Origin of the sequence: Sphingomonas endophytica (assembly GCF_001476895.1) — a bacterium.
Classification (GTDB): Bacteria; Pseudomonadota; Alphaproteobacteria; order Sphingomonadales; family Sphingomonadaceae; genus Sphingomonas; species Sphingomonas endophytica_A.
The window spans coordinates 150,528-176,553 of sequence record NZ_LDTB01000010.1 but is presented as its reverse complement, the minus strand read 5'-3'; the positions used below and the strand labels follow the sequence as shown (position 1 = coordinate 176,553).

Genomic DNA, 26,026 nt, shown 5'->3' with positions numbered 1-26,026 from the left:
AGTGAAGGTCAAGGTTTCTTCCTTCGCCGGCACCGACACGGGCGAAGTCGAGCTCAACGACGAGGTCTTCGGCCTCGATCCGCGCGCCGACATCCTGCACCGCGTCGTGACCTGGCAGCTCGAGAAGCGTCGCGCGACCGCGCGCGGCACTCGTGAGCGTTCGGATGTGGCGCGGTCGGGCAAGAAGCTCGGTCGTCAGAAGGGCGGCGGCGTCGCCCGTCACGGCGATCGTCGCGCTCCGGTGTTCATCGGCGGTGGCAAGGCGCACGGCGCCCGCGTCCGCGATTTCAATCCGGGCCTGAACAAGAAGATCCGCGCGCTGGGCCTGAAGATGGCGCTCAGCAGCCACGCCAAGGCGGGGTCGCTGATCGTCCTGGAAGGTTTCGAGGTCGCCAAGACCAAGGAACTGAAGGGCCATTTCGCGGGCCTGAACACGGGCAAGCGGACGCTGGTGATCGACGGCGAGGCGGGCGAAGGCTTCCGTGCCGGTCGCAACCTGCCGGGCGTGAACCTGCTCCCGGCCGTGGGCGCGAACGTCTACGATATCATCAAGGCTGACACGCTGGTGCTGACGCGCGCGGCGGTCGAGAAGCTGGAGGCGCGCTTCAATGGCTAAGCCGGCAAAGGCGATCGACAACCGTCATTACGACGTGATTGTCGCGCCGCACATCACCGAGAAGGCGACCCTGCTCTCCGAGCAGAACGCGGTGGTCTTCAAGGTCGCCAACAAGGCGACCAAGCCCGAGATCAAGGCGGCCGTGGAAGCGCTGTTCGACGTCAGCGTCGTCAGCGTCAACACGATCGTCCAGAAGGGCAAGACCAAGCGTTGGAAGGGTGCGCCCTACCAGCGGTCCGACATGAAGAAGGCGATCGTCACGCTCCGCGAGGGGCAATCGATCGACGTCACCGAGGGGGCCAAGTAAGATGGCACTCAAGCATTATAACCCGACCTCGCCGGCGCAGCGCGGCCTGATCCTCGTCGACAAGTCGTCGCTGTGGAAGGGCAAGCCCGTCAAGGCGCTGACCGAAGGCAAGCGCAAGACCGGCGGCCGCAACAACAAGGGCCATGTGACCTCGCGCGGCATCGCGGGCGGCCACAAGCAGCGGTACCGCTTCATCGACTTCAAGCGTCGGAAGTGGGACGTCGACGGCACCGTCGAGCGGCTGGAATATGATCCCAACCGCACGGCGTTCATCGCGCTGATCTCTTATCCGGACGGCGAGCAGGCGTATATCATCGCGCCGCAGCGTCTGGCCGTCGGCGACAAGGTCGTCGCGGGCAAGAAGACCGACGTGAAGCCGGGCAACGCGATGGAACTGGCGCAGATGCCGGTCGGCACCATCGTCCACAACGTCGAGATGAAGCCCGGCAAGGGTGGTCAGATCGCGCGTTCGGCGGGCACCTATGTCCAGGTCGTCGGTCGTGACCGCGGCATGGTCATCGTCCGCCTGAACTCGGGCGAGCAGCGCTACATCCATGGCGACTGCATGGCGACGGTCGGTGCGGTGTCCAACCCGGACAACCAGAACCAGAACCTCGGCAAGGCCGGTCGTTCGCGCTGGCTGGGCTCGCGCCCGCTGACGCGTGGCGTGGCGAAGAACCCGGTCGACCACCCGCACGGCGGTGGTGAAGGCCGGACCTCGGGCGGTCGCCATCCGGTGACGCCGTGGGGCAAGCCGACCAAGGGTGCGCGCACGCGCCACAACAAGGCGACGGACAAGATGATCATCCGTAGCCGTCACGCGAGGAAGAAGTAATGGCGCGCTCCGTCTGGAAGGGCCCGTTCGTTGAACTGAGCCTGCTCAAGAAGGCCGAAGTCGCACAGGATTCGGGCGGCCGCGCGCCGATCAAGACCTGGTCGCGTCGCTCCACCATCCTGCCGCAGTTCATCGGCCTGACCTTCACCGTCTATAACGGCCGCAAGTTCGTGCCGGTGACGGTGAACGAGGACATGGTCGGCATGAAGCTCGGCGAATTCGCGCCGACCCGCTATTTCCCGGGTCACGCGGCTGACAAGAAGGGCAAGCGCTGATGAGCAAGCCTGCATCCCCCCGCAAGGTCGGCGACAAGGAAGCCTTGTCGGTCGGCACGCAGATTCGCGGTTCGGCCCAGAAGCTGGGTCTGGTCGCGGCGCTGATCCGTGGCCGTTCGGCGGCCGACGCGATGAACATCCTCGCCTTCTCCAAGAAGTCGATGGCGGTCGACGCGCGCAAGGTGCTGGCCTCGGCCATCGCCAATGCCGAGAACAACCACAACCTCGACGTCGACGCTTTGGTCGTCGCCGAGGCGTCGGTCGGCAAGTCGATCACCATGAAGCGGTTCGCCACGCGCGGCCGCGGCAAGTCCACGCGCATCCTGAAGCCGTTCTCGCGGCTGCGGATCGTCGTGCGCGAGCAGGAAGAAGCGTAATGGGTCACAAGAGCAACCCGATCGGTCTGCGTCTGCAGATCAACCGCACCTGGGACAGCCGCTGGTTCGCCGAAGGCGCGGATTACAAGAAGCTGCTGCTGGAGGATCTGAAGATCCGCCAGTACATCCTGAAGACGCTGCCGCAGGCGGCGATCTCCAAGGTGGTGATCGAGCGTCCGGCCAAACTGTGCCGCATCTCGATCTTTGCGGCGCGCCCCGGTGTCATCATCGGCAAGAAGGGCTCGGACATCGAGAAGCTGCGCAAGACGCTCGGCGCGATGACCAGCTCGGACGTGTCGCTGAACATCGTCGAGATCCGCAAGCCGGAAGTCGATGCCAAGCTCGTCGCGCAGGGTATCGCCGACCAGCTGGAGCGTCGTATCGCGTTCCGCCGCGCCATGAAGCGCGCGGTGCAGTCCGCGATGCGCCTCGGCGCCGATGGCATCAAGGTGTATTGCGGTGGTCGTCTGGGCGGTGCGGAAATCGCGCGCTCGGAGAGCTACCGTGAGGGCCGCGTGCCGCTCCATACGCTGCGCGCGAACATCGACTATGCCGAGGCCGAAGCGCACACCGCTTATGGCGTCTGCGGCGTGAAGGTGTGGGTGTTCAAGGGCGAGATCCTCGGCCACGACCCGTTCGCCACCGATCGTCTCATGATGGAGGCCCAGACCTCCGGCGTGCGCCCCGCGCGCGACGACCGTCGCTAAGGAATAACGGACATGTTGCAACCGAAGCGCACCAAGTTCCGCAAGGCGTTCAAGGGCCGTATCCACGGCGACGCCAAGGGCGGCACGTCGCTGAACTTCGGCTCCTACGGCCTCAAGGCGATGGAGCCGGATCGTATCACCGCGCGTCAGATCGAGGCGGCCCGCCGCGCGATCACGCGTCACATCAAGCGCCAGGGGCGTCTGTGGATCCGCGTGTTCCCGGACGTGCCGGTGTCGAGCAAGCCCGCCGAAGTCCGCATGGGCTCGGGCAAGGGTTCGCCGGAATTCTGGGCCGCGCGCGTCAAGCCGGGCCGGATCCTGTTCGAGCTCGACGGCGTCGAAGGGCCGCTGGCCGCGGAGGCGTTCGAGCGCGCCGCGATGAAGCTGCCGATCAAGACCAAGGTCGTGGCGCGCCTCGGCGACACCTCGCACCTGGGAGGCGAGTAAGATGGCGAACAAGATCGACTATAACGGCCAGAGCGACGACCAGCTCGTCGAGAGCCTGGGCAACCTGAAGCGCGAGCAGTTCAACCTGCGCTTCCAGGCGGCGACCAGCCAGCTCGAGAAGCCGAGCCGCGTGCGCGAGGTCCGCAAGGACATCGCCCGCATCAAGACCCTGCAGGCGCAGCGCAACGCTGCCGCCGCGGCCAAGTAAGAGGACGACGCACATGCCGAAGCGCGTGCTGACCGGAGTGATCGTCTCCGACAAGGGCGAGAAGACGGTGGTCGTGAACGTGGAGCGCAAGGTCAAGCACCCGCTCTACGGCAAGATCATCCGCCGTTCGAAGAAGTACCACGCCCATGACGAGGCGAACGAGTACAAGGCTGGCGAAACGGTGCGTATCGAAGAGATCGCGCCGATGTCGAAGCTGAAGAACTGGAAGGTGCTGGATCGTGTGAACACGCACGTGGCACCGGAACGGGTCGACGTCGACGCGTAAGCGTCGGTGACCGAGTGCCTCGCTCCGTTTCGTGCAGGGTCCGGCGGCTGACGCCGGAGACCACATGAGCGTGCGAGGGGCGACGTGGGATGGGGCTTGCGTTCCATCCGAGGAGCGGTTACCGGACCGCTCCCCCTGGCGCGGGTCATGCCCGCCGCCGGGGGTCGTTTTTTATAGGCGGGGTTGGGTCGGTATCCACCCCATGAGCGAGAAGGAAGCGGATCGATGATCCAGATGCAATCCAATCTCGACGTCGCTGACAACAGCGGCGCGAAGCGGGTGCAGTGCATCAAGGTGCTTGGCGGGTCCAAGCGCCGCACGGCCAGCGTCGGCGACATCATCGTCGTCAGCGTCAAGGAAGCGCAGCCGCGTGGCCGCGTGAAGAAGGGCGACGTCCACCGCGCGGTGATCGTGCGGACCGCCAAGGACATCCGTCGCGCCGACGGTTCGGTGATCCGTTTCGACGGCAACGCCGCGGTGCTGGTCAACAAGAACGAGGAGCCGATCGGCACCCGTATCTTCGGGCCGGTGGTGCGCGAACTTCGTGGCAAGAAGCACATGAAGATCATCTCGCTGGCTCCGGAGGTGCTGTAATGGCCGCTGCGAAGATCAAGAAGGGCGATCAGGTCATCGTCCTGTCCGGCAAGGACAAGGGCAAGACCGGCACCGTCACGCAGTCGATGCCGCGCGACGGCAAGGTGATCGTGGGCGGCGTGAACGTCGCGACCCGTCACCGCAAGCCCAGCCAGGCGAACCCGCAGGGCGGTCTCGAGCGCATCGAGGCGCCGCTGCACATCTCGAAGGTGGCGCATGTCACCGCCGACGGCAAGCCGACCCGCGTCCGTTTCGAGACGCAGGATGGCAAGAAGGTCCGCGTGGCCGTCAAGACCGGGGAGAAGATCGATGGCTGACGCCTACAAGCCCCGCATGAAGGCGATCTATGACGATCGCATCGTCGCGGCGATGACCGAGAAGTTCGGTTACAAGAATGCGCTGGAGATCCCGCGCATCGAGAAGATCGTGCTCAACATGGGCGTGGGCGAAGCGACGCAGGACAAGAAGCGCGTCGACCAGGCCGCGTCGGAAATGGAGCTGATCGCGGGCCAGAAGCCGGTGATCACCAAGGCGAAGAAGTCGATCGCGCAGTTCAAGCTGCGTGAGGGCATGCCGATCGGCGTCAAGGTGACGCTGCGTCGCGAGCGCATGTACGAGTTCCTCGACCGCTTCATCACCATCGCGCTCCCGCGCGTCCGCGACTTCCGCGGGCTGAACCCGAAGAGCTTCGACGGCCGCGGCAATTATGCCTGCGGCATCAAGGAGCAGATCGTGTTTCCGGAGATCAACTATGACCGCATCGACAAGGTGCGCGGCATGGACGTGATCGTGACCACGACCGCGAAGACCGATGACGAGGCGCGCGAGCTGCTCCGTCTGTTCGGCTTCCCGTTCCCGCAGGAAGAGGCGACGGCCGACGCGCCGCGTCAGGCTGCGTAACAAAGAGAGCTTAAGTCCATGGCGAAACTGAGTTCCGTGAACAAGAACGAGCGTCGCAAGAAGCTGGTGGCGCAATATGCGCCCAAGCTGGCGAAGCTGAAGGCGCAGGCCAACGACCAGTCGCTCGACGAGACCGAGCGTCTCATCGCGCGCCTGAAGATGGCCGAGCTGCCGCGCAACGCGAACCCCACGCGTATCCGCAACCGCTGCGCGCTGACCGGTCGTCCGCGTGCGTATTACCGCAAGTTCGGGCTTGCCCGTGTGATGCTGCGCGATCTGGCCAACAAGGGCCTGATCCCGGGTCTCACCAAGTCGAGCTGGTAAGGACGTAAGATGGCAGTGACCGATCCCCTGGGTGACCTGCTCACCCGTATCCGCAACGGCCAGCGCGCGCGCAAGGACAGCGTCCTTTCGCCGTCGTCGAAGCTGCGCGTTCGTGTGCTCGACGTGCTCCAGCGCGAAGGCTACATCCGTGGCTATTCCGAGGAGCAGATGGGCCCCGCCGCCGGCGTGCGCATCGAGCTGAAGTATTTCGAGGGCCAGCCCGCGATCAAGCATGTCGCGCGCGTCTCCAAGCCCGGCCGCCGCATCTACAGCGGGTCGCAGGACCTGCCGCGCGTGATGAACGGCCTGGGCATCACCATCGTCTCGACGCCGCGCGGCGTGCTGTCCGACGCGGAAGCGCGCGAGCAGAACGTCGGTGGCGAAGTGCTGGCGGAGGTGTTCTGATGAGCCGTATCGGCAAGAAGGCGGTCGCCATTCCGTCGGGCGTGACCGCGACCCGCAACGGCAACGAGCTGTCGGTCAAGGGCCCCAAGGGCACCCTGTCGATGCCGCTGTCGGACCTCATCACCTATGACGTCCAGTCGGATTCGATCGGCGTGCAGCCGGCGAACGACACCAAGCGCGCCCGTGCCTTCTGGGGCATGCAGCGTACGCTGGTGCAGAACCTGGTGACCGGCGTGACCGAAGGCTTCAGCAAGAAGCTGCTCATCACCGGCGTCGGCTATCGTGCGGCGGCCCAGGGCAAGACCCTGAAGCTGCAGCTCGGCTACAGCCACGATGTCAACATCGACGTGCCGGAAGGCATCGAGGTGAAGACCCCGGACGCCACCACCGTCGAGATCAGCGGTGCGGACAAGCAGCGCGTTGGCCAGCTGGCCGCCGAGATCCGCCGCTGGCGCAAGCCCGAGCCGTACAAGGGCAAGGGTATCAAGTACGCGGGCGAGTTCATCTTCCGCAAGGAAGGGAAGAAGAAGTGACCAAGGGTCTTTCGCTTTTCGAGAAGCGGCGTCGCCGCAACCGCACCGCGCTGCGTGCGCGTGCCGGCACCCGTCCGCGCCTGTCCGTGCATCGCTCGGGCAAGCACATCTATGCGCAGGTCATCGACGACGCGCAGGGCCGCACCGTGGCCTCGGCGTCGACGCTGGCCGGGCACGAGGGCAAGACCGCCAATGCCGAGGCGGCTGCCGCCGTCGGCAAGCGCGTGGCGGAGGCCGCCAAGGCCGCCGGTGTCACGCAGGTCGTCTTCGATCGTGGCGGCTTCCTTTTCCACGGCCGCGTGAAGGCGCTGGCCGAGGCGGCGCGCGAAGCCGGACTGGAGTTCTAAGAGATGGCTGACGAGAACAACCAGCAGCCGCAGGCTGTGGAGAACGAGGCCGCAGCGGCGCCGCAGGACGGCAACGCCGGCGGTCATCAGGGCGGTGAGCGCGGTGCGCGCGGCGGCCGTGGTCGCGGCGGTCCGGGTGGCGGTCGCGGCGGCCCCGGTGGCAATCGTGGCGGCGGTCGTGACGGCCGTGGCGGTCGTCGTGACGACCGTCGCGGTGGCCAGGACGACGGCGGCGAAGAGCTGATCGAGAAGCTGGTCCACATCAACCGCGTCTCGAAGACGGTGAAGGGCGGCAAGCGCTTCGGCTTCGCGGCGCTGGTCGTGGTGGGCGACGGCAAGGGCCGCGTCGGTTTCGGTCATGGCAAGGCGCGCGAAGTGCCGGAGGCGATCTCCAAGGCGACCGCCGCCGCCAAGAAGAAGATGATGCGCGTGCCGCTCAAGGAAGGCCGCACGCTGCACCATGACGGCAACGGTCACTTCGGCGCCGGCCGCGTCACCGTCCGGTCGGCGCCGCAGGGCACCGGGATCATCGCGGGTGGCCCGATGCGGGCCGTCTTCGAGAGCCTGGGCGTTCACGACGTGGTGACCAAGTCGGTCGGTACGTCGAACCCCTACAACATGATCCGCGCGACGTTCGAGGCGCTGGGCAACCAGACCTCGCCGAAGGCGGTGGCACAGCGTCGCGGCAAGAAGATCGCCGACCTGCTGGGCCGCGCCCACGGTGCCGATGCGCAGACTGCCGAGGCGGAAGCCGCGGCCGTGGTGGAGTAAGGCGACATGGCGACCATCAAGGTGAAGCAGACCGGATCGCCGATCCGGCGCACCAAGGACCAGCGCGCGACCCTCGTCGGGCTGGGCCTGAACAAGATGCACAAGGTGTCCGAACTCGAGGATACTGAGTCGGTCCGCGGCATGATCCGCAAGGTGCAGCACATGGTCGAGGTGCTGGAGGGCTGAGCCCTTCATCACTTCACTGGTGACAAAATGAGGCAAGGGGGCTAATCGGCCCCCTTCCTTATTTCCCCGATCTTTTCTCAGCGCGAAAAAAGCGAAAGCGAGTGCATATCATGAAGCTCAACGAACTCAGCGACAACCAGGGCGCCCGCCACCGCAAGATCCGCGTCGGTCGCGGCATCGGCTCGGGCAAGGGCAAGACCGGTGGTCGCGGCGTCAAGGGTCAGAAGAGCCGCGAAGGCGTGTCGATCGCCGGCTTCGAGGGCGGCCAGATGCCGCTCCACATGCGTCTGCCGAAGCGCGGCTTCAACAACATCTTCGCCAAGGATTATGCCGAGGTGAACCTGGGCGCGATCCAGAAGGCGATCGATTCGGGCAAGCTGACCGGCACCGACATCGATCATGCGGCGCTGAAGGCCGCCGGCCTGGCCCGTGGCGGCAAGGACGGCGTCCGTCTGCTCGCCAAGGGCGAGTATTCGGCCAAGCTGAACTTCACGGTCGCGGGCGTCTCGGCCTCGGCGCGCGAGGCGGTCGAGAAGGCGGGGGGCTCGGTCACCGTGCCGGAGATCGTGCCGGCGGCGGAGAAGGCGAAGGCCAAGCACCGCACCGCGCAGGCCGCGCGCAAGCAGGCGTAACGCCGATTCGAAGGGGGTGCGGGCAAGGTCCGCGCCCCTTTCTCGTTTTCGGGCCGTGTGCGGGTGCCCGGGCGTTTGGCGCTCGCCCCGACGGTTCGCGACCCGGCTTTCCGACCGTTCGCCCCCGACCGGGTTAGACAAGGCGCACCAAGCGCCTATATGAGCGGCGGGGCGGGGCAAACGCATCCCGCCGTTTTTCGTTTCCAGGATACACCGATACGATGGCATCCGCAGCCGACCAGATGGCGCAGAGCATCAGCCTCGCGAAGTTTTCGCAGGCTACCGACCTCAAGAAGCGGTTGTGGTTCACGATCGGCGCGCTGATCGTCTTCCGGCTGCTCAGCTACGTGCCGCTGCCGGGAATTGACCCGACGCAGCTCGGCGTGCTGGCCGAGCGGATGAAGGGCGGCGTTCTCGACTTCTTCAACACCTTCTCGGGCGGCTCGCTGTCGCGCGCGTCGCTGATCGCATTGGGCGTGATGCCGTACATCACGGCGTCGATCGTCGTGCAGCTCGCGACCTCGCTCAGCCCGCAGCTCGCCGCGATCAAGAAGGACGGCGAATCGGGGCGCAAGCGCCTGAACCAGTATACCCGCTACGGCACGGTCGCGCTGACCGCCGTGCAGGGCTATTTCATCGCGCGCGGCCTGGAGGCCGGCGGTGCGGTGATCGAGCCGGGGATGCTGTTCCGCGTCGGCGCGGTCATCTCGCTGATCGGCGGCACGATGTTCCTGATGTGGCTGGGCGAGCAGATCACCAGCCGCGGTATCGGCAACGGTGTCAGCCTCATCATCATGGCGGGCATCGTCGCGCATCTGCCGACGACGTTGCTCAACCTGCTCGAGGGCGGCCGTTCGGGCACGACCAGCGCGGTGTCGATCGTCGCGATCGTGCTCGTCGTCGTCGGGCTGATCCTGCTGATCTGCTTCATGGAGCGTGCACAGCGGCGGATCCTGATCCAGTATCCCAAGCGCCAGACGCAGCGCGGGATGCAGGCCGATCGCAGCCATTTGCCGCTGAAGATCAACACCGCCGGCGTGATCCCTCCGATCTTCGCTTCGTCGCTGCTGTTGCTGCCGCTGACGATCACGCAGTTCGCGGGCAACCGCGTCGCGGGGGAGAGCCGCTTCGGCGACATCCTGATCGGGCTGAACCAGTATCTGCAGCACGGCTCGCCGATCTATATGGCGCTCTATGCCGCGGGCATCATCTTCTTCTCGTTCTTCTACACCGCGGTGGTGTTCAACCCGGAAGAGACGGCGGAGAATCTGAAGCGTTATGGCGGGTTCATCCCCGGCATCCGCCCGGGCAAGAACACCGAGAACTACTTCGATTACGTGTTGACGCGCATCACCGTGATCGGGGCGGCGTATCTGACCTTCATCTGCGTGGTGCCGGAATATCTGGTGTCGGCGCTGTCGATACCTTTCTACCTGGGCGGGACCAGCCTGTTGATCGTCGTCAACGTGACGATGGACACGGTGACGCAGATCCAGTCGCACCTGCTGGCGCACCAGTATGGCGATCTCATCAAGAAGTCGAAGCTGAAGGGCGCGCGGCGTCGCTAAGCAGGAACGCCCGCACAGGGACGGGCGACAAGGGAGGCGTTCAGTGAACATCATTCTGCTGGGGCCGCCGGGGGCGGGCAAGGGCACCCAGGCGCAGCGTCTGGTCGAGCAGCGCGGCATGGCGCAGCTTTCCACCGGCGACATGCTGCGCGCGGCGGTCAAGGCCGGCACTCCGGTCGGGCTTCAGGCCAAGGCGGTGATGGAAGCCGGCGAGCTGGTGTCGGACGCGATCGTCTCGGCCCTGATCGGCGAGCGGCTTGATGCGGGTACTGGCAACGGTGCGATCTTCGACGGCTATCCGCGCACGGCTGCGCAGGCCGAGTCGCTCGATGGCTTGCTTGCCGAGCGCGGGCAGCGGCTCGATGCGGTGATCGAGCTCGACGTGAACGAGGATGCGCTGGTCGAGCGAATCGTCGGGCGCTTCACCTGCGGCAATTGCGGCGCGGGCTATCACGACACGTTCAAGCGGCCGAAGGTCGCCGACACCTGCGACGTCTGCGGCGCGCACGAGTTCAAGCGTCGCCCGGATGATAACGAGGCGACGGTTCGGACCCGGATGGCGGAATATCGTGCCAAGACGGCACCGATCATCCCGATCTACGAAGCGCGTGGCCTGGTCGCGCGGGTCGATGGCATGGCCGATATGGACGCGGTGACGGCGCAGATCGCCGCGATCCTCGACGCACGGGCGTCGAAGTAAGCTCTTGGCGTCACCCCGGTGAAGGCCGGGGTCCAGTTCCGCGCCGTCCGCATAAGACTACGGTTGCGCTCTTTCATCATCGTCGGACTGGACCCCGGCTTGCGGCGGGGGGACGGTAGGCTCGTACCTAGCCTTTTCCCACATGACCGAAAGTTCATGACGGCGTCACGCGATCGTCGGGATCGCGGGTGTAGAGACGATCCGGTCGGCAGCGACGAACCGTCGCCGCCACCGCCGCTCACGCCCCACGAGCGGTGACACGATCATCGAGATCGCCGCCTGAACTCCCGAAGGGCGTCGATGGCCGGCGGAGGTTCCCTGTCCTCCGCCGGCCCTTTCGTGTCTTGGCCACGGCCGCCGCATCCGCCACAAGCCCATGGATGAACGCTCTCGACGCCTTCGGCCTGTTCGCGGTTTCGTTTACGCTTGTCTGCTATGCGCTGGAGGAGCGCGCGCCGGTGTGGACGTTCCTGTTCGCGCTCGGTTGCCTGCTCGGCTCGGCCTATGGTTTCCTTCAGGGGGCGTGGCCGTTCGGATTGGTCGAACTGGCGTGGTTCGTGGTCGCGCTGCGGCGCTGGGCGATCCTTCGGCGTGCGGTGCAGGAACCGCTCGCTTGACAGTGCGTTGCGGCGCGCTTAACGGCTTCCGTTCCCATATCACCGATTCCCGGCGGCATGTCTTCGTGCTCGCCGTTTCCTTGCGTCCGGCAAGGGGGAGAAGGCGAGGCGGGAGGTCAATGCGACGAGATGGGGTGCGTGGCAGCCATGCCGCATCCCGTGGAGCACAGGAGAACAAGTTCATGGCACGTATCGCGGGTGTCAATATCCCGACCAACAAGCGCGTTCTGATCGCGCTGACCTATATCCACGGCATCGGTCCGGCCAAGGCGCTGGAGATCACCACGAAGCTGAACATCGCCGCCGATCGCCGCGTACAGGACCTGAGCGATCAGGAAGTGCTGCAGATCCGCGAGACGATCGACGCCGATCACACGGTCGAGGGCGATCTGCGCCGCGAGACCGCGATGAACATCAAGCGCCTGATGGACCTGGCCTGCTATCGCGGCCTGCGTCACCGCAAGGGCCTGCCGGTCCGCGGTCAGCGCACGCACACCAACGCGCGCACCCGCAAGGGCAAGGCGAAGCCGATCGCGGGCAAGAAGAAGTAAGAAAACAATCCGGGGGATTGTTTTCGTCATCTTCTCCGCCGGAAGGCAGGCTTGGGGCTGACAGCCCGCCGCCCTCCGTACTGGAATCTAGGGTCAGGAATACCATATGGCACAGGCACCGCAGCGCATTCGTCGGCGCGAGCGCAAGAACATCACCGCGGGCGTCGCGCACGTGAACGCCAGCTTCAACAACACCATGATCACCATCACCGATGCGCAGGGCAATGCGATCAGCTGGTCGTCGGCCGGCATGATGGGCTTCAAGGGCAGCCGCAAGTCGACGCCGTACGCGGCGCAGGTCGCGGCCGAGGACGCGGGCAAGAAGGCCGCCGAGCACGGCGTCCGCACGCTGGAGGTCGAGGTGAAGGGTCCGGGATCGGGCCGCGAGTCGGCGCTGCGCGCGCTGCAGGCGGTCGGTTTCCAGATCACGTCGATCCGCGACGTGACCTCGATCCCGCACAACGGCGTGCGTCCGTCCAAGCGTCGTCGCGTCTGATCGTTCTTCTTCGCGCGACCGCTGACGAGCGGTCGCGTCTTATACTCCGGCGCTCCCGCTCGTGCGGGGGAGCCCAACCCCAGGGGACGAGAGCTTGTCTGTCAACGCAAAGAACTGGCAAGAACTGAAGAAGCCCAACCAGCTCGAGAAGAAGAGCGGTGACGGCAAGCGCAAGGCGACCTTCATCGCCGAGCCGCTGGAGCGGGGCTTCGGCCTGACGCTGGGCAACGCGCTGCGTCGCGTGCTGCTGTCGTCGCTGCAAGGCGCGGCGGTGACGTCGATCAAGATCGAGAACGTGCTGCACGAATTCAGCTCGCTGGCGGGCGTTCGCGAGGACGTGACCGACATCGTCCTGAACGTGAAGCAGATCGCGCTCAAGATGCAGGGCGAGGGCCCGAAGCGCCTCCAGCTGTCCGCCACCGGTCCGGCCGAGGTGAAGGCGGGCGACATCGCGGTGTCGGGCGATATCGAGGTGATGAACCCCGATCTGGTCATCTGCCACCTCGACGACGGCGCGACGTTCAACATGGAACTGACCGCCGACGTCGGCAAGGGCTATGTCGCGGCGGTGAACAACCGTCCGGCGGATGCGCCGATCGGCCTGATCCCGGTTGACGCGCTCTACTCGCCGGTACGCCAGGTGTCGTACAAGGTCGATCCGACCCGCGTCGGGCAGGATCTGGACTATGACAAGCTGACGCTGACGATCGAGACCGACGGCACCGTGACCCCGGAAGACGCGGTCGGCTATGCCGGACGCATCCTTCAGGACCAGCTGGCGCTGTTCGTCCACTTCGACGACTCGTCGGTCACGCGCTCGGCACCGATCGGCGTCGCGGCCCCGGCGGCGACGGGTGGCGAAGCGCCCAGCGACACCGCGCAGATCAACCGTTACCTGCTCAAGAAGGTCGACGAGCTGGAACTGTCGGTCCGTTCGGCCAACTGTCTCAAGAACGACAACATCATCTACATCGGCGATCTGGTCGGCAAGACCGAGGCCGAGATGCTGCGCACGCCGAATTTCGGCCGCAAGTCGCTCAACGAGATCAAGGAAGTGCTGTCCTCGATGGGGCTGCGGCTGGGCATGGAAATCCCCGGCTGGCCGCCCGAGAACATCGAGGAAGTCGCCAAGAAGCTCGAGCAGGAGATTATGGGCTAAGCCGCACGCGGATGGCGCGAGCTATCCGCGAGACGGCGTAAGCCCGGCCGGCGGGACGGCAAGCCGCCCCGACCGACGACGCGGCTCCGCCGCGTCGCCACCCGGTCACCTTCTGCTACCAACCGGCGTCCCGCACGCCGACCAAGACAAGGGCCCCTGCCTTCGCAGGGGCGACGGTTATCCGGGTGGGCCTGCCGTCCCCACCTGTCCCGGGGTTTCCGTCAAACGGCCCCCTGACGAACGAGAAGGAAGACTATCATGCGCCATCGTGTAGGCGGTCGTAAGCTGCAGCGTACCTCGGCACATCGCATCGCGCTGTTCCGCAACATGTCGGCCGCGCTCATCAAGCATGAGCAGATCACCACGACCGTCGCCAAGGCGAAGGAACTGCGCCCGTACATCGAGAAGCTGGTGACGCTGGGCAAGAAGGGCGGCCTGTCGAACCGCCGTCTGGCGCACGCGCGGCTGCTGGACGACGCGCAGCTCGTGAAGCTGTTCGACGTGCTGGCCAAGCGCTATGCCGACCGCAACGGCGGCTACACCCGCATCATCAAGGCCGGCATCCGCGCGTCGGACGCCTCGCCGATGGCGATCATCGAGTTCGTCGATCGTGACGTCTCGGCCAAGGGCCAGGATTCGGGCCCGGTCGTGAACGACGACGAGGATTTCGACGCCGCCGCCTGATCGGGCGCCAGCGCCGAGTGAAGAGGCCGCTCCGGAAACGGGGCGGCCTTTTTCGTGCCCTTCGCGACCGGTCATTCCTTCGATGGCGGGATAGAAGGCCAAGGACGGCGGCGTGACAATCGACAGTGCAAACCATATACGTTTCGTATGTTGATAATGTCGTGGAGAAGCCGTGTGGGCATTGTGAAGATCGACGAGCGGCTGCACGAGGAAGCGCGTCGTGCCAGTGCGGTGATGTGCCGCTCGATCAATTCGCAGGCGGAGTTCTGGATGAAGATCGGGATGCTCGCCGAGGCCAGCCCGACGCTCTCGTTCAACGAGATCGTCGCCCGCGAGCGCACGGCACACGCCGCGTGATCCCGATCAAGACGCCCGCCGAACTCGACCTGATGCGCGAATCGGGCCGGCTGCTCGCCTCCGTGTTCACGATGCTCGACCGTCAGCCGCTTGCAGGCATGTCGACGCTGGCGATCAACGACATGGTCGAGCGCTATATCGTCGACGATTGCCACGCCCGGCCCGCCAGCAAGGGGCAATATGGCTTCGCCTATGTCCTCAACAGCTCGATCAATCAGGTCGTCTGCCACGGCGTGCCCGCCGCCGGCGATATCGTCCGGGACGGCGATATCGTGAACCTGGACATCACGCTGGAGAAGAATGGGTTCATCGCCGATTCCAGCAAGACCTATGTCGTCGGTGCGGTCGGTGCCGCCGCCCGGCGGCTGGTCCGCGTGGCGCAGGAGGCGATGTGGCAGGGGATCGCGCAGGTCCGCCCCGGCGCGCGGCTGGGCGATGTCGGTGCGGCGATCGACCGGCACGCCAAGCAGAACGGCTATTCGGTCGTCCGCGACTTTTGCGGCCATGGCATCGGGCGCGAGATGCACGAGTCGCCCGAGGTGCTCAATTATGGTCGCCCGGGAACGGGCGGCACGCTGCGCGAGGGGATGACCTTCACGGTCGAGCCGATGGTCAATCAGGGCACCCGCAAGGTCGCGACCCGCGACGACGGGTGGACCGTCGTGACCGGCGACGGGAAACTGTCGGCGCAGTTCGAGCATACCGTGGCCGTGACCGCGACGGGCGTCGAGGTGCTGACGCTACGCGAGGGGGAGGCGGTGCCGAAGGGCGTGCGGGGATAACCCCCATCCGTCCGCTCGCAGCCGTCGCTCCCTGCGCAGGGACGGCGGGTAGGAACCGGGCAGATTGTCAGGGGAAAGGGGGTCTTTCCCGCCGCGCACCATCCCGCTACAGGCTCGCCATGGAGCATCCCGACAACATCCTCATCGTCGATTTCGGCAGCCAGGTGACTCAGCTGATCGCGCGTCGCGTGCGCGAGGCGGGCGTCTATAGCGAGGTCGTGCCCTTCCAGTCCGCCGCCGACGCCTTCGCGCGGTTGCGGCCCAAAGGCGTGATCCTGTCCGGTGGCCCGGCCTCGGTCGTCGATCATAATAGCCCGCGCGCGCCGCAGGCGATCTTCGAGGCCGGGATCCCGGTCCTCGGCATCTGCTATGGCCAGCAGGTGATGAACACCCAGCTCGGCGGGCGCGTTGAAAAGGGCATGTCGGGTGAGTTCGGCCTGGCCTTCGTCGAGGTCGACCAGACCTGCGCGCTGTTCGACGGTTTGTGGCAGTCGGGCGAAAAGCATCAGGTGTGGATGAGCCACGGCGATCACGTCGCGGCGCTCGCGCCCGGGTTCGCGCCGGTCGCCTCCTCCCCGGGCGCGCCGTTCGCGATCACCGCCGACGAGGCGCGACGCTTCTACGGGATGCAGTTCCACCCGGAGGTCGTCCATACCCCCGATGGCGCGAAGCTGATCGCCAATTTCGCACGCCACGTCTGCGGGCTGGCGGGCGACTGGACGATGGCCGAGTTCCGCAGCGTCAAGATCGCGGAGATCCGCGAACAGGTCGGCGACAAGCGCGTGATCTGCGGCCTGTCCGGCGGCGTCGATTCGGCGGTCGCGGCGGTGCTGATTCACGAGGCGATCGGCGAGCAGCTGACCTGCGTGTTCGTCGATGGCGGCATCCTGCGCGAGGGCGAGGCCGAGCAGGTCGTGGGCCTGTTCCGCGGCGCCTACAACATCCCGCTGGTGCATGTGCAGGCGCAGGACCTGTTCATGGACGGCCTGGCCGGCGTCACCGACCCGGAGGCGAAGCGCAAGTTCATCGGCAAGACCTTCATCGACGTGTTCGAAGCGGAGGCGAAGAAGATCGGCGGCGCGGACTTCCTGGCGCAGGGGACGCTCTACCCCGACGTGATCGAGAGCGTCAGCTTTACCGGCGGCCCGTCGGTGACGATCAAGAGCCATCACAATGTCGGCGGCCTGCCCGAGCGGATGAACATGAAGCTCGTCGAGCCGCTGCGCGAATTGTTCAAGGACGAGGTGCGCGCACTGGGCCGCGAGTTGGGGCTGCCGGACGTGTTCGTCGGCCGCCATCCGTTCCCCGGACCCGGCCTGGCGATCCGTATCCCCGGCGAGGTGACGCGCGAGCGCTGCGACATCCTGCGCAAGGCGGATGCCATCTATCTGGAGGAAATCCGCAACGCCGGGCTTTACGACACGATCTGGCAGGCGTTTGCGGTGCTGCTGCCGGTGCGCTCGGTCGGCGTGATGGGCGACGGGCGGACCTATGACAGCGTGCTGGCGCTCCGCGCGGTGACCTCGGTCGACGGGATGACCGCAGAGGCGTTCGAGTTCCCGGGCGGCTTCCTGCCGCGGGTGGCGACGCGGATCATCAACGAGGTGAAGGGCATCAACCGCGTGACCTACGACTACACCTCCAAGCCGCCCGGCACGATCGAGTGGGAATGATCCGGACCCGCGACCGTGCGGGCATGGTCGCGGCCGGATCATTCGGCGTCGCGAGACGCCGTTGGGCCGCAGGGTGTGAGGTTGGCGCGGCATCGTCGCGGCCACCTCGCGTGATGTGGCCATAGCGCCCCCAGGCACCGCATCGGATCGTCGCCGCTCCGCGTGAGGGGCAAGGGCTCATGCCGTCCCCCACTGGCGGCACGCGGCGAACCGTGTCACTTTCGCGCCTTCCTTTCGCCGATGGACATGACCGATGATCGCCGCCCTGTTCGCCATCGCGCTGCAATCCGCTGATGTGCCCGCCGCCCCGGCCGCTCCCGGCGATGGGCAGATGCGCGTCTTCGACATGCTCTGCAACCGCCTGTTCCCGGACGATGCGCAGGTCGAGGCGGCGATGGCGAAACTTCCCGGCGCACGTGCGCTGACCGCGGCGGAGCTGCGCATCTATCTGAAGGACGATCCCGGTCGCGGCTGGGACATTCCCATGACGGACGGCAGCCGGATGATCGTCACGATCGAGGCGCCACCCTATCACGCCTGCGCCGTCCGCGTGACCCATACGGACGGACGCGTCGACGAGCGTGCGTGGAAGCGGCTGCTGACGGCGGCGGAGGCACGCGGCGGGGGTGGGTTCGTCGCCGTACCGGTGCGCAGCGCGACCTTCGGCAATGTCCGTTCGGAGATCAGCGGTATCCAGAAGCAACGCCCCGAGGGCGGCGCCGAAGCCCTTTATCTGTTCCGCACCACGCCGATCGATCCCGTCAGGCATCCCAATTACGGCGTCGAACTCCGCATGGTGCGCCAGTTGATCGTCCCCGCCGCGCGGTAGGCGCCGATCGTCACGACGGGTCGCCGCGCGCTATGGTGCAGGACGGTGCCGACGCTATGACGGGCGCGGATCAGCGACCGGAGGAACGTCATGACGATCTGCCTGTACGGCATCCCGAATTGCGACACCGTGAAGAAGGCCCGCACGTGGTTGACCGATCACGAGGTCGCCTACACCTTCTATGATTTCAAGAAGCTCGGCGTCGATCCAACCGCGCTGGATGCGTGGATCGCGCGGCTCGGGTGGGAGGTGCTGCTCAACCGCGCGGGCACCACCTTCCGCAAACTGCCCGACGCGGACAAGGCCGATCTCGACGCGGCGAAGGCACGCACGGTGATGATCGCGCATCCCTCGGCCATCAAGCGCCCGGTGCTGGTGCATGGCGGCGGCGTGGAGGTGGGGTTCAAGCCGGAGCGTTATGCCGCATTGTTCGGCTGAGGCGTGCGCACCGCGCTCCTGAGCAGCAGCCATACCAGCTCGGCCTGACGGTGGGTGTCGGTTTTCAGGAAGATCTGCTTCAGATAGGAGCGCGCGGTCTGGGGACGGACGTGCATCGCCTTCGCCGCCCCCGCCAGGCTGATGCCGTCGGCCAGCAGCGAGGCGAGGCGGGCCTCGACCGGCGACAGGCCGTACAAGCGGCAGGTCGGCTCGATCGACACCTGCGGCGCCTGCTCCGGATCGACGACATGGACGATCGCCGCGCATTCCGCCGGGTGCGTGCACGCGATGCCGCTGGCGACGATCGCGACCAGCAGCGGGCGACGGTCGGGGCGGGTGATCGCCACCGGCGGCTCCTTGTCGCTGGCGCCGTCCACCACCCGCGCGATGGCGGCGTGAAGGCGCAGCGTATCGGTCGGCCGTGCGGCGGCGATATGCGCGCCAACGCGGCGCAGACCACCGCCGCGGTCGAGTATCGCCCGTGCGGCGGCGTTGGCGAACATCAGTCGCGCGTGTCCGTCGATCAGCAGCACGGCGACGTCGGCCTGATCCATCGCCGCCGCCAGGGCGCGGGTCAGTGGCGGCATGTCGGCCGTGGTAACGGGGGCGCCGCCGCCCTCGGGTGCGCCTTCGTCGGCGAAGCGGGCGTCGATGGTGATGGTGCCACCGGTGGCGGAAAGCGTGCCGGTCACGCATCGGCCGCCGCCGGTGGCGGTGAGGCTGGACGCCAGGCCGTGCGCGGGCGAGGTGCCCGGCTGCCCGAACGACGTCGGCGGCTGCTGGCTCCCGGCGGCTTCCCAGGTGACGTTCACCGCCGCCGCACCCAGCAGTAGCGCCAGCGCGTCCGCGATCGCCGCGACCTCGTCGCCCGGCATCGGCGGAGGCGGGTGAGGGACGCCGGCGGGGCGATCGTCGATCGCGATCACCACCGCACCTCTGCGGCATAGGTCGTCGTCCCCGGTTCGGACGTCAGCGACAGCCGCCCCCGCACCCCGGCCAACAACCGCGCCAGAATGTCGAGCCCCGAGCCGTCGCGCATCGCGGTGCCTCCGGCGGCGGGCGGAACACCGTCGTTGCCCACCTCCAGTCGCAGCACGCCGGGGGCGCCGTCCAGCCGCACCGCGATCGTGCCCTGTCGGCTATCGGGAAAGGCGTGGCGGATCGCATTGGCGACCAACTCGTCCAGCGCGAGCAGCACGATCGTCGCGCACGGCTCCGGCACGTCCGATACCGGCTGTTCGCAGACCACGCACAAGGCGACGCGGCGCTCGTCGATCTGCGCCGCCAGTCCGGCGAGCGCCGCCTCCCAGCGCGTCGCGAAGTCGCCCCGATCGGTGCGTGCGCCGGCCAACGCCGCCACCCGGGCGGCGGCGAGCGCCGCGCCGCCGTCGTCATGCAGCCGTTCGCCCAGCAACCGCAGGTCGCGGCGCTGTCGGTGGCGCTCCGCCTCCAGCAGCAACGCGCCCTGTCCGCGCGCGGCGTCCAGCCGGTAGAGCAGCGTCGCGAACACGCCCAGGGCGCGCAATGTGGACAAGGCGGTGTCGCCCAGTCCGTCGCCCGGCTCCATGATCCACAGGAAGCCGATGTCCGGATCCTCGCCGATCGCGGTCGCCGCGACATGACGGCGCGCGCCGGTCGGGGTCCAGCTCACCAGCCCGGGCGTGCGGTGCAGGCCCTGGTGCAGGAACATGATGTCCCCGTCGCTCAGCACATCGACCGGCCCGGTCTGCCCCCGCCGGCTCTGGAAGGGGCCGAGCACGACCCCCGCCGCGCTGGCGCCGCAGCCGGCGCTGGCCGCGACGCTGAACGCATCCCACAGGCGCGCGGGCGTGTCGCGGTAGCTGTCGTTGAAGGCGGTGAGCGCGGCGCCGGTCGGAAAACCCCCGGCGCGCGCGTCGGCGTCACGGCGCAGCGTCGTCATGCCCGCACCGCTGGTGGAACGCGGCGGGGCCGCCCCATGGAGGTCAGGCCGGAGCCCGCCGAGGCGGATGTGGTCGGAATGCGGCGATCGACGATCATGTCTTGTCCCCCTCGAACCATCGTCACGTCATGCGCCGGCAAATCCCTGAAAGGCGTGCCGACGGTGCGACCCGATCGGGCATCCAGCACCCGACGCGCACGCGCCGGGCGACGTGGGGGCGGGAAATGGCGCGGACGACGCGCCCGCTGCGGGCGTTTCGTCGTCTTCGGGGAACGTTCCGCGACAACGTTCCATGCGTCCTTCCGCCTCCCTCTCGACGGGGTAGCGCCGCCGCGATCGACACGCGCCACCCGACCATTCGGATATTAGCGCACACTTGGTGGCGCTTATCAAATGACATGCGTCAGGAACGGCGAATATCGCGCCGGGCGCGCTCCCGGTGTCCGCGATCGGCGTTGACCGCCGGCTTCCGCAAACCTAGGAAAACCGCCCGTGCCCCCGTAGCTCAGCAGGATAGAGCGACGGTTTCCTAAACCGCAGGTCGTGAGTTCGAATCTCGCCGGGGGCACCAGCCGTCGCTAGGCGGTCGCGCACACCCGCAATCCGGTATCCGCCGCCGCGCGCGCATGGGCGATCAGCCGCAGGCCGGCGAGTGCGTCCGCGGGGTCGACCGGGGGCGGGGCGGCGGTGCGGATCGCGGCGATCATCGCGCGGTAGAAGCCGCGCCAGTCGCCGCGCGCCGACGGGATCGCCCGCGCCTGCCCGTCCGCATCGGTCAGCACGCCCCAGGCCGATGCCGCCTCGACACCGAAGGTCGCCGGGTCCAGCCCGCCTGCCCGCAACATCGCCTCCTGCGGGTCGATGCCGTGCTTGACGAAGCTGCCGTTTTCCCCGTGCAGCGCAAAGCGCGGGCGCGGTGCGGCGACCAGCGTCGACGAGGCGATCCGCACCCGCCGCGTGCCGTAACGGAAGGTCAGGTCGAAATAATCGTCCACCCGTGCCGCCGCGCGCTGGCGGACGATATCGGCGGCCACGGTGTCGGGCATGCCGAACAGCGCCAGCATCTGGTCGATCATGTGCGGCGCGAGATCGGCGAGTACGCCGCTGCCGTCACCCGGCTCCTCGCGCCAGCCCGGCTTGATCGCGGGGCGCAGGCGGTCCCAGCAGAATTCCGCCAGGGCGATCTCGCCCAGCCGTCCGCTTGCCAGCAGTTCGCGCACGGTCAGGAAATCGGCGTCCCAGCGCCGGTTGTGATAGACGCTCAGCACCCGCCCCGCCGCGCGGGCGTCCGCGATCAGCGCGTCGCCATCGGCCGGATCGGTGACGAACGGCTTGTCGACCACGACATGTTTTCCGGCTGCCAGCGCCGCGCGGGCGAGCGGCGCATGACTGGGGTTCGGGCTGGCGACCACCACCAGTTCCACATCGTCGCGCGTCAGCAGCGCGTCCGGTGCGGCGACCACCGCCGCATCGGGGAAGGCCGCTTGCGCTTCCGCAACCCGCGAGGTCATGATCGCCGCGATCCGCAATCCCGCGACGGCGGCGATGACCGGCGCGTGCAGCCGCGCGCCGGCCAGGCCGAAGCCGATCAGCCCGACCCCGATCGGCGCCATCTCAGACGGGCACGCCCTGCGCGGCGGGCAGTTCCGCGATATCGCTCGACGTCGCCCAGAGGTTGATGCCGCCATCGGCGGCCGCCGCGTCGATCGCCGCCAGTTCGTCGGCGGCGAAGTCGAGCCGCTTCACCGCGTCGAGCGAATCGTCCAGCTGCTCGACCGTCCGCGCACCGATCAGCGCCGAGGTGACGCGCGGATCGCGCAGCACCCAGGCGATCGCCATCTGCGCCAGCGACTGCCCGCGCCCCCTCGCGATCGCGTCGAGCGCGCGGATCGCGTCGAGATTCTGCTCGGTCAGCATCGATTGTGACAGCGACCCGCCGCGCGCTGCGCGTGCGCCGTCCGGCACGCCGCGCAGATATTTGTCGCTCAGCATCCCCTGTGCCAGCGGCGAGAAGGCGATGCAGCCGGTGCCGAGCGACTCCAGCGTCGCCAGCAGCTCGCGCTCGATCCAGCGATTGAGGATCGAGTAGCTCGGCTGGTGAATGAACAGCGGCACCTTCTCCTCGGCCAGGATCGCCGCCGCGCGCGCGGTCAGCCCCGGCTCGTAGGAGGAGATCCCGATATACAGCGCCTTGCCCTGCCGGTGCAGCTGCACCAGCGCGCCCATCGTTTCCTCCAGCGGCGTGTTGGGATCGACGCGGTGCGAATAGAAGATGTCGACATAGTCGAGGCCCATCCGCTTCAGGCTCTGCTCGCAACTGGCGATCAGATATTTCTTCGACGAACCGATGTCGCCATACGGCCCCGGCCACATGTCCCACCCGGCCTTGGTCGACACGATCAACTCGTCGCGGTGCGTGGCGAAGTCGGTGGCCATCACGCGACCGAAATTTTCCTCCGCCGAGCCATAGGGCGGGCCGTAGTTGTTCGCGAGGTCGAAATGCGTGACGCCGCGGTCGAAGGCGCGGCGCAGGATCGCGCGGCCGGTCTCGAACACGTCCGTGCCGCCGAAATTCTGCCACAGCCCCAGGCTGATCGCGGGCAGGCGCAGCCCGCTGCGTCCGGTACGGCGATAGGGCATCCGGCCGTCGTAACGCTCGGCATCGGCGACATAGGGGGCGGGGAAGGGCATCGATGATCTCCGTGGGGTCGGGTGCGGATTTAGCCACGCCGGCCGCCACCGCCAATGGCGGACCGATGAAGCTGGATCAGGATCGCCCGGTCCATTGCCGCGCCCCGTCCGCGATGCCATAGGCGTCCGTCCCTTTCCTGAAGCGACGGAGCAGAGCGTGGCAGGCGCAGCGGACATTTCGGCGCTCGGGCTGGATTTCGGCACCACCAATACCGTGGTCGCGCGGGCGGATGGCGGCGACGGCGAGGCACGGTTGATCGAGTTCGCGGGTGACGAGGCGACCGGCGCTGTCTTTCGTTCGGCGCTGTGCTTCTGGGAGGATGAGCGCGGCTGGAACGGCGTCGCGCATGAGGCGGGGCCATGGGCGATCGCCGAATATCTCGACGCGCCGCTCGACAGCCGCTTCGTCCAGTCGTTCAAGACCGTGGCCGCCAGCCCGCTGTTCGAGCGGGCGATGATCTTCAACAAGCCGTTCCGGTTCGAGGATTTCGGGCGGCTGCTGTTGCAGAAGCTGGTGCGGCACGCCGGCGGGCAGCTCGATGATCGGCCTCGGCGCGTGGTCGTCGGGCGTCCGGTCGAATATGCGGGGGCGCGCCCCGATCCGGCGCTGGCGCGCGAACGCTACGACCTGATGCTGCGCGAGTTCGGCGCGGAGGTGCACTACGTCTATGAGCCGCTGGGCGCGGCGCACAGCTTCGCCACGCGCCTGACCGAGCCGGCGACGATCCTGGTCGCGGATTTCGGCGGCGGCACGACCGACTTCTCGCTGGTGCGCGTCGCCGAACCGGGCGCGGCGCGGCGCTGCGTGCCGCTGGCGTCGGGCGGTGTCGGGATCGCGGGCGACCGTTTCGACCAGCGGATCGTCACGCAACTGGTGCTTCCGATGCTCGGCAAGGGCGGTCGGTATCGTTCGTTCGGCAAGGTGCTGGAGATACCGGGCGGCTATTTCACCGACGTCGCGGACTGGTCGCGGCTGGCGCTGATGCGCAACCGCAAGACGCTGGAGGAACTGCGCAAGCTGCAACGCGACGCGCTGGACCCGGCGGCGATCGGGCGGATGATCGCGCTGATCGAGCATGAGCAGGGCTTTCCGCTCTATGACGCGGTCGGCAAATTGAAGCGCGCCCTGTCGGGGGCGGATCATGCGCCCTTCACCTTCGACGGCGGCGGGGTGCGGATCGAGGCGGAGGTGGCGCGCGCCGATTTCGAGCGCTGGATCGCCGATGATCTGGCGCGGATCGAGACGGCACTCGATACCGCGCTGGCGCGCGCGGGCGTGGCGGCGGAGGCGATCGATCGCGTGTTCCTGACCGGCGGATCGTCGCTGATCCCGGCGATCCGCGCCTTGTTCTTCCGCCGCTTCGGCGAGGATCGGATCGCGACCGGCGGCGAGCTGACCTCGATCGCGCACGGCCTCGCGCTGATCGGGGCGGAGCCGGACATCACCCCCTGGGAGGCGTGAGCGCCGATGGTCTATACCGATATCGCGACGCGCACCTGGGATCACGGCTGGCGGCTCGACCCGATCGTGCGCAGCCTGCTGGATACCGACTTCTACAAGCTGCTGATGCTCCAGCTGATCTGGCGGCGGCATCCGACCACGCAGGCAACCTTCGCGCTCATAAACCGCACGCGCACCGTGCGGCTGGCGGAGGTGATCGACGAGGGCGAACTGCGCGCGCAACTCGACCATGCGCGGGGCCTGCGCTTCACCAAGAAGGAGCTGATCTGGCTGGCGGGCAACAGCTTCTACGGCGAGGCGCGAATGTTCGCGCCGGATTTCCTGGCGTGGCTCGCCGACTTCCAGCTGCCCGACTATGAACTGCGCCGCGTCGACGGTCAGTATGAGCTGCGCTTTGCCGGGGCGTGGACCGACACGACGATGTGGGAGATTCCGGCGCTGGCGATCGTCAACGAACTGCGCGCGCGGGCTGCGTTGCGCGGCAAGGGGCGCTTCACGCTGGATGTGCTGTACGCGCGCGCCAAGGCGAAATTGTGGGAGAAGGTCGAGCGGCTGCGCGCGCTGCCCGATCTGGCGCTGTCGGACTTCGGCACGCGCCGCCGCCACGGCTTTCTCTGGCAACGCTGGTGCGTCGAGGCGCTGAAGGAGGGGCTGGGCGCGCGCTTCATCGGCACGTCCAACGTGCTGCTGGCGATGGACCACGATCTGGAGGCGATCGGCACCAACGCGCACGAACTGCCGATGGTCGCCGCCGCGCTGGCACCCGACGATGCCGCGCTGGCGGCGGCGCCCTACCGGGTGCTCGACGAATGGCGGCAGGCCTATGGCGGCAACCTGCTGATCGCGCTACCCGACGCGTTCGGCACCGCCGCCTTTCTGCGCGACGCGCCCGACTGGGTGGCGGACTGGACGGGCTTCCGCCCCGACAGCGCACCGCCGATCGCGGCGGGCGAGCGGATCATCGACTGGTGGCGCGCGCACGACCGCGACCCGTGCGAGAAGCTGCTGATCTTTTCCGACGGCATGGATGTCGCCTCGATCGCCGAAACCTACCGTCACTTTCATGGCCGGGTGCGGACCAGCTTCGGCTGGGGCACGAACCTGACCAACGACTTTCGCGGCTGCGACCCGGACGGCGCGGCGGGGCTGGAGCCGATCTCGCTGGTCTGCAAGGTGATCAGCGCCGACGGGCGCCCGGCGGTGAAGCTGTCCGACAATCCGGCCAAGGCGACCGGCGAGCCGGCCGAAATCGAACGCTATCTGCGCGTGTTCGGGGCGGCGGGGCGTCAGGCGGCGGCGGTGGAAGTCTGACCACCGGCCCGGCGCCCAACCGATTCGCACCCGGAAC

Annotated in this window: 37 protein-coding genes and 1 tRNA gene; 34 read left to right on the top strand and 4 right to left on the bottom strand. The window is 67.5% G+C overall.

Annotation, left to right across the window (positions count from 1 at the left end):
* Window position 1: 1 nt before the first annotated feature.
* The 31 genes from rplD to NS334_RS04880 all read left to right on the top strand — a co-directional run bounded on the left by rplD (window position 2) and on the right by NS334_RS04880 (window position 18,604).
* The gene (rplD, locus tag NS334_RS05030; RefSeq protein WP_058754867.1) at window positions 2-616 is read left to right on the top strand and encodes a 50S ribosomal protein L4; all 615 of its coding nucleotides are present in this window, start codon (window positions 2-4) and stop codon (window positions 614-616) included.
* Window positions 609-923, top strand: a complete 315-nt coding sequence (locus NS334_RS05025; protein WP_022687064.1) for a 50S ribosomal protein L23 — start codon at window positions 609-611, stop codon at window positions 921-923. Before rplD ends, NS334_RS05025 begins: the two co-directional genes overlap by 8 nt.
* Before the next feature lies 1 nt (window position 924).
* Window positions 925-1,758 carry a 50S ribosomal protein L2 gene (gene rplB, locus NS334_RS05020; RefSeq protein WP_058754866.1) on the top strand — a complete coding sequence of 278 codons (834 nt, stop codon included), beginning with the start codon at window positions 925-927 and terminating at the stop codon, window positions 1,756-1,758.
* A complete protein-coding gene (gene rpsS / locus NS334_RS05015; RefSeq protein ID WP_028966618.1) occupies window positions 1,758-2,033 on the top strand; it encodes a 30S ribosomal protein S19 in 276 nt (91 codons plus the stop codon). Before rplB ends, rpsS begins: the two co-directional genes overlap by 1 nt.
* Window positions 2,033-2,410 (top strand): 50S ribosomal protein L22, encoded by a 378-nt coding sequence (gene rplV, locus NS334_RS05010; protein ID WP_058754865.1) that lies wholly within the window; start codon window positions 2,033-2,035, stop codon window positions 2,408-2,410. The genes rpsS and rplV overlap by 1 nt, the downstream gene beginning before the upstream one ends.
* The gene (gene rpsC / locus NS334_RS05005) at window positions 2,410-3,117 is read left to right on the top strand and encodes a 30S ribosomal protein S3 (RefSeq protein ID WP_058754864.1); all 708 of its coding nucleotides are present in this window, start codon (window positions 2,410-2,412) and stop codon (window positions 3,115-3,117) included. The genes rplV and rpsC overlap by 1 nt, the downstream gene beginning before the upstream one ends.
* 12 nt (window positions 3,118-3,129) lie before the next feature.
* The gene (gene rplP, locus NS334_RS05000; RefSeq protein ID WP_022687059.1) at window positions 3,130-3,564 is read left to right on the top strand and encodes a 50S ribosomal protein L16; all 435 of its coding nucleotides are present in this window, start codon (window positions 3,130-3,132) and stop codon (window positions 3,562-3,564) included.
* A 1-nt stretch (window position 3,565) separates the two neighbouring features.
* Complete coding sequence (gene rpmC / locus NS334_RS04995) at window positions 3,566-3,772, top strand: 50S ribosomal protein L29 (RefSeq protein WP_058754863.1); 207 nt, start codon at window positions 3,566-3,568, stop codon at window positions 3,770-3,772.
* A 13-nt stretch (window positions 3,773-3,785) separates the two neighbouring features.
* Entirely contained in the window at window positions 3,786-4,058 is a 273-nt protein-coding gene (gene rpsQ / locus NS334_RS04990; protein ID WP_028966614.1) for a 30S ribosomal protein S17, read from the top strand.
* A gap of 225 nt (window positions 4,059-4,283) precedes the next feature.
* Window positions 4,284-4,652, top strand: coding sequence for a 50S ribosomal protein L14 (rplN, locus tag NS334_RS04985; protein ID WP_007406105.1), 369 nt, complete (start codon window positions 4,284-4,286; stop codon window positions 4,650-4,652).
* Complete coding sequence (rplX, locus tag NS334_RS04980; RefSeq protein WP_058754862.1) at window positions 4,652-4,969, top strand: 50S ribosomal protein L24; 318 nt, start codon at window positions 4,652-4,654, stop codon at window positions 4,967-4,969. The genes rplN and rplX overlap by 1 nt, the downstream gene beginning before the upstream one ends.
* A complete protein-coding gene (gene rplE, locus NS334_RS04975) occupies window positions 4,962-5,552 on the top strand; it encodes a 50S ribosomal protein L5 (protein ID WP_058754861.1) in 591 nt (196 codons plus the stop codon). The genes rplX and rplE overlap by 8 nt, the downstream gene beginning before the upstream one ends.
* An 18-nt stretch (window positions 5,553-5,570) precedes the next feature.
* A complete protein-coding gene (gene rpsN, locus NS334_RS04970; protein ID WP_028966611.1) occupies window positions 5,571-5,876 on the top strand; it encodes a 30S ribosomal protein S14 in 306 nt (101 codons plus the stop codon).
* A gap of 9 nt (window positions 5,877-5,885) precedes the next feature.
* Window positions 5,886-6,281 carry a 30S ribosomal protein S8 gene (gene rpsH, locus NS334_RS04965; protein WP_028966610.1) on the top strand — a complete coding sequence of 132 codons (396 nt, stop codon included), beginning with the start codon at window positions 5,886-5,888 and terminating at the stop codon, window positions 6,279-6,281.
* Window positions 6,281-6,814: a 50S ribosomal protein L6 gene (rplF, locus tag NS334_RS04960; protein WP_058754860.1), complete on the top strand. Its 534-nt coding sequence runs from the start codon at window positions 6,281-6,283 to the stop codon at window positions 6,812-6,814. Before rpsH ends, rplF begins: the two co-directional genes overlap by 1 nt.
* Window positions 6,811-7,161 (top strand): 50S ribosomal protein L18, encoded by a 351-nt coding sequence (gene rplR, locus NS334_RS04955; protein ID WP_058754859.1) that lies wholly within the window; start codon window positions 6,811-6,813, stop codon window positions 7,159-7,161. Before rplF ends, rplR begins: the two co-directional genes overlap by 4 nt.
* A gap of 3 nt (window positions 7,162-7,164) precedes the next feature.
* Window positions 7,165-7,932 (top strand): 30S ribosomal protein S5, encoded by a 768-nt coding sequence (gene rpsE / locus NS334_RS04950; RefSeq protein ID WP_083500256.1) that lies wholly within the window; start codon window positions 7,165-7,167, stop codon window positions 7,930-7,932.
* 6 nt (window positions 7,933-7,938) lie between these two features.
* Complete coding sequence (gene rpmD, locus NS334_RS04945; protein ID WP_022687048.1) at window positions 7,939-8,118, top strand: 50S ribosomal protein L30; 180 nt, start codon at window positions 7,939-7,941, stop codon at window positions 8,116-8,118.
* Window positions 8,119-8,228: 110 nt separating this feature from the next.
* Window positions 8,229-8,750 carry a 50S ribosomal protein L15 gene (gene rplO, locus NS334_RS04940; RefSeq protein ID WP_058754858.1) on the top strand — a complete coding sequence of 174 codons (522 nt, stop codon included), beginning with the start codon at window positions 8,229-8,231 and terminating at the stop codon, window positions 8,748-8,750.
* A 221-nt stretch (window positions 8,751-8,971) separates the two neighbouring features.
* The gene (secY, locus tag NS334_RS04935; protein ID WP_058754857.1) at window positions 8,972-10,318 is read left to right on the top strand and encodes a preprotein translocase subunit SecY; all 1,347 of its coding nucleotides are present in this window, start codon (window positions 8,972-8,974) and stop codon (window positions 10,316-10,318) included.
* A gap of 43 nt (window positions 10,319-10,361) precedes the next feature.
* The gene (locus tag NS334_RS04930) at window positions 10,362-11,018 is read left to right on the top strand and encodes an adenylate kinase (protein ID WP_058754856.1); all 657 of its coding nucleotides are present in this window, start codon (window positions 10,362-10,364) and stop codon (window positions 11,016-11,018) included.
* A 380-nt stretch (window positions 11,019-11,398) separates the two neighbouring features.
* On the top strand, window positions 11,399-11,635 hold the full coding sequence (locus NS334_RS04925) for a hypothetical protein (protein WP_058754855.1): 237 nt from the start codon (window positions 11,399-11,401) through the stop codon (window positions 11,633-11,635).
* A gap of 182 nt (window positions 11,636-11,817) precedes the next feature.
* Window positions 11,818-12,186 (top strand): 30S ribosomal protein S13, encoded by a 369-nt coding sequence (rpsM, locus tag NS334_RS04920; protein WP_056637528.1) that lies wholly within the window; start codon window positions 11,818-11,820, stop codon window positions 12,184-12,186.
* 106 nt (window positions 12,187-12,292) lie between these two features.
* Window positions 12,293-12,682, top strand: a complete 390-nt coding sequence (gene rpsK, locus NS334_RS04915) for a 30S ribosomal protein S11 (protein WP_019516037.1) — start codon at window positions 12,293-12,295, stop codon at window positions 12,680-12,682.
* Window positions 12,683-12,776: 94 nt separating this feature from the next.
* Window positions 12,777-13,841: a DNA-directed RNA polymerase subunit alpha gene (locus tag NS334_RS04910; protein ID WP_058754854.1), complete on the top strand. Its 1,065-nt coding sequence runs from the start codon at window positions 12,777-12,779 to the stop codon at window positions 13,839-13,841.
* Window positions 13,842-14,099: 258 nt separating this feature from the next.
* A complete protein-coding gene (rplQ, locus tag NS334_RS04905) occupies window positions 14,100-14,525 on the top strand; it encodes a 50S ribosomal protein L17 (protein WP_058754853.1) in 426 nt (141 codons plus the stop codon).
* Between the two features lie 174 nt (window positions 14,526-14,699).
* Window positions 14,700-14,882, top strand: coding sequence for a ParD-like family protein (locus tag NS334_RS04900; RefSeq protein ID WP_058754852.1), 183 nt, complete (start codon window positions 14,700-14,702; stop codon window positions 14,880-14,882).
* Entirely contained in the window at window positions 14,879-15,664 is a 786-nt protein-coding gene (map, locus tag NS334_RS04895; protein ID WP_275044673.1) for a type I methionyl aminopeptidase, read from the top strand. Before NS334_RS04900 ends, map begins: the two co-directional genes overlap by 4 nt.
* Before the next feature lie 119 nt (window positions 15,665-15,783).
* Window positions 15,784-17,337 carry a glutamine-hydrolyzing GMP synthase gene (guaA, locus tag NS334_RS04890; protein WP_058754851.1) on the top strand — a complete coding sequence of 518 codons (1,554 nt, stop codon included), beginning with the start codon at window positions 15,784-15,786 and terminating at the stop codon, window positions 17,335-17,337.
* A gap of 253 nt (window positions 17,338-17,590) precedes the next feature.
* Window positions 17,591-18,166 (top strand): hypothetical protein, encoded by a 576-nt coding sequence (locus NS334_RS04885; RefSeq protein ID WP_058754850.1) that lies wholly within the window; start codon window positions 17,591-17,593, stop codon window positions 18,164-18,166.
* A gap of 90 nt (window positions 18,167-18,256) precedes the next feature.
* Window positions 18,257-18,604, top strand: a complete 348-nt coding sequence (locus NS334_RS04880; protein ID WP_058754849.1) for an arsenate reductase — start codon at window positions 18,257-18,259, stop codon at window positions 18,602-18,604.
* Here NS334_RS04880 and NS334_RS04875 read toward each other — a convergent pair.
* Together NS334_RS04875 and NS334_RS04870 are read right to left on the bottom strand one after the other, a co-directional pair.
* Complete coding sequence (locus NS334_RS04875) at window positions 18,583-19,530, bottom strand: helix-turn-helix transcriptional regulator (RefSeq protein ID WP_153002589.1); 948 nt, start codon at window positions 19,528-19,530, stop codon at window positions 18,583-18,585. The genes NS334_RS04880 and NS334_RS04875 overlap by 22 nt on opposite strands.
* Window positions 19,527-20,525, bottom strand: coding sequence for an ATP-binding protein (locus NS334_RS04870; protein WP_058754847.1), 999 nt, complete (start codon window positions 20,523-20,525; stop codon window positions 19,527-19,529). The genes NS334_RS04875 and NS334_RS04870 overlap by 4 nt, the downstream gene beginning before the upstream one ends.
* A 494-nt stretch (window positions 20,526-21,019) precedes the next feature.
* On the opposite strand from NS334_RS04870, the gene NS334_RS04865 reads away from it, so the two are divergent.
* Window positions 21,020-21,096, top strand: a tRNA-Arg gene (locus tag NS334_RS04865).
* A gap of 7 nt (window positions 21,097-21,103) precedes the next feature.
* On the opposite strand, the gene NS334_RS04860 is transcribed toward NS334_RS04865, so the two are convergent.
* Window positions 21,104-22,138, bottom strand: coding sequence for a Gfo/Idh/MocA family protein (locus NS334_RS04860; protein WP_058754846.1), 1,035 nt, complete (start codon window positions 22,136-22,138; stop codon window positions 21,104-21,106).
* A 1-nt stretch (window position 22,139) separates the two neighbouring features.
* On the bottom strand, window positions 22,140-23,216 hold the full coding sequence (gene mgrA / locus NS334_RS04855; protein WP_058754845.1) for an L-glyceraldehyde 3-phosphate reductase: 1,077 nt from the start codon (window positions 23,214-23,216) through the stop codon (window positions 22,140-22,142).
* Between the two features lie 157 nt (window positions 23,217-23,373).
* On the opposite strand from mgrA, the gene NS334_RS04850 reads away from it, so the two are divergent.
* Entirely contained in the window at window positions 23,374-24,678 is a 1,305-nt protein-coding gene (locus tag NS334_RS04850; RefSeq protein WP_058754844.1) for an Hsp70 family protein, read from the top strand.
* 6 nt (window positions 24,679-24,684) lie between these two features.
* The gene (gene pncB, locus NS334_RS04845) at window positions 24,685-25,989 is read left to right on the top strand and encodes a nicotinate phosphoribosyltransferase (RefSeq protein ID WP_058754843.1); all 1,305 of its coding nucleotides are present in this window, start codon (window positions 24,685-24,687) and stop codon (window positions 25,987-25,989) included.
* The last annotated feature ends 37 nt before the right edge of the window (window positions 25,990-26,026 follow it).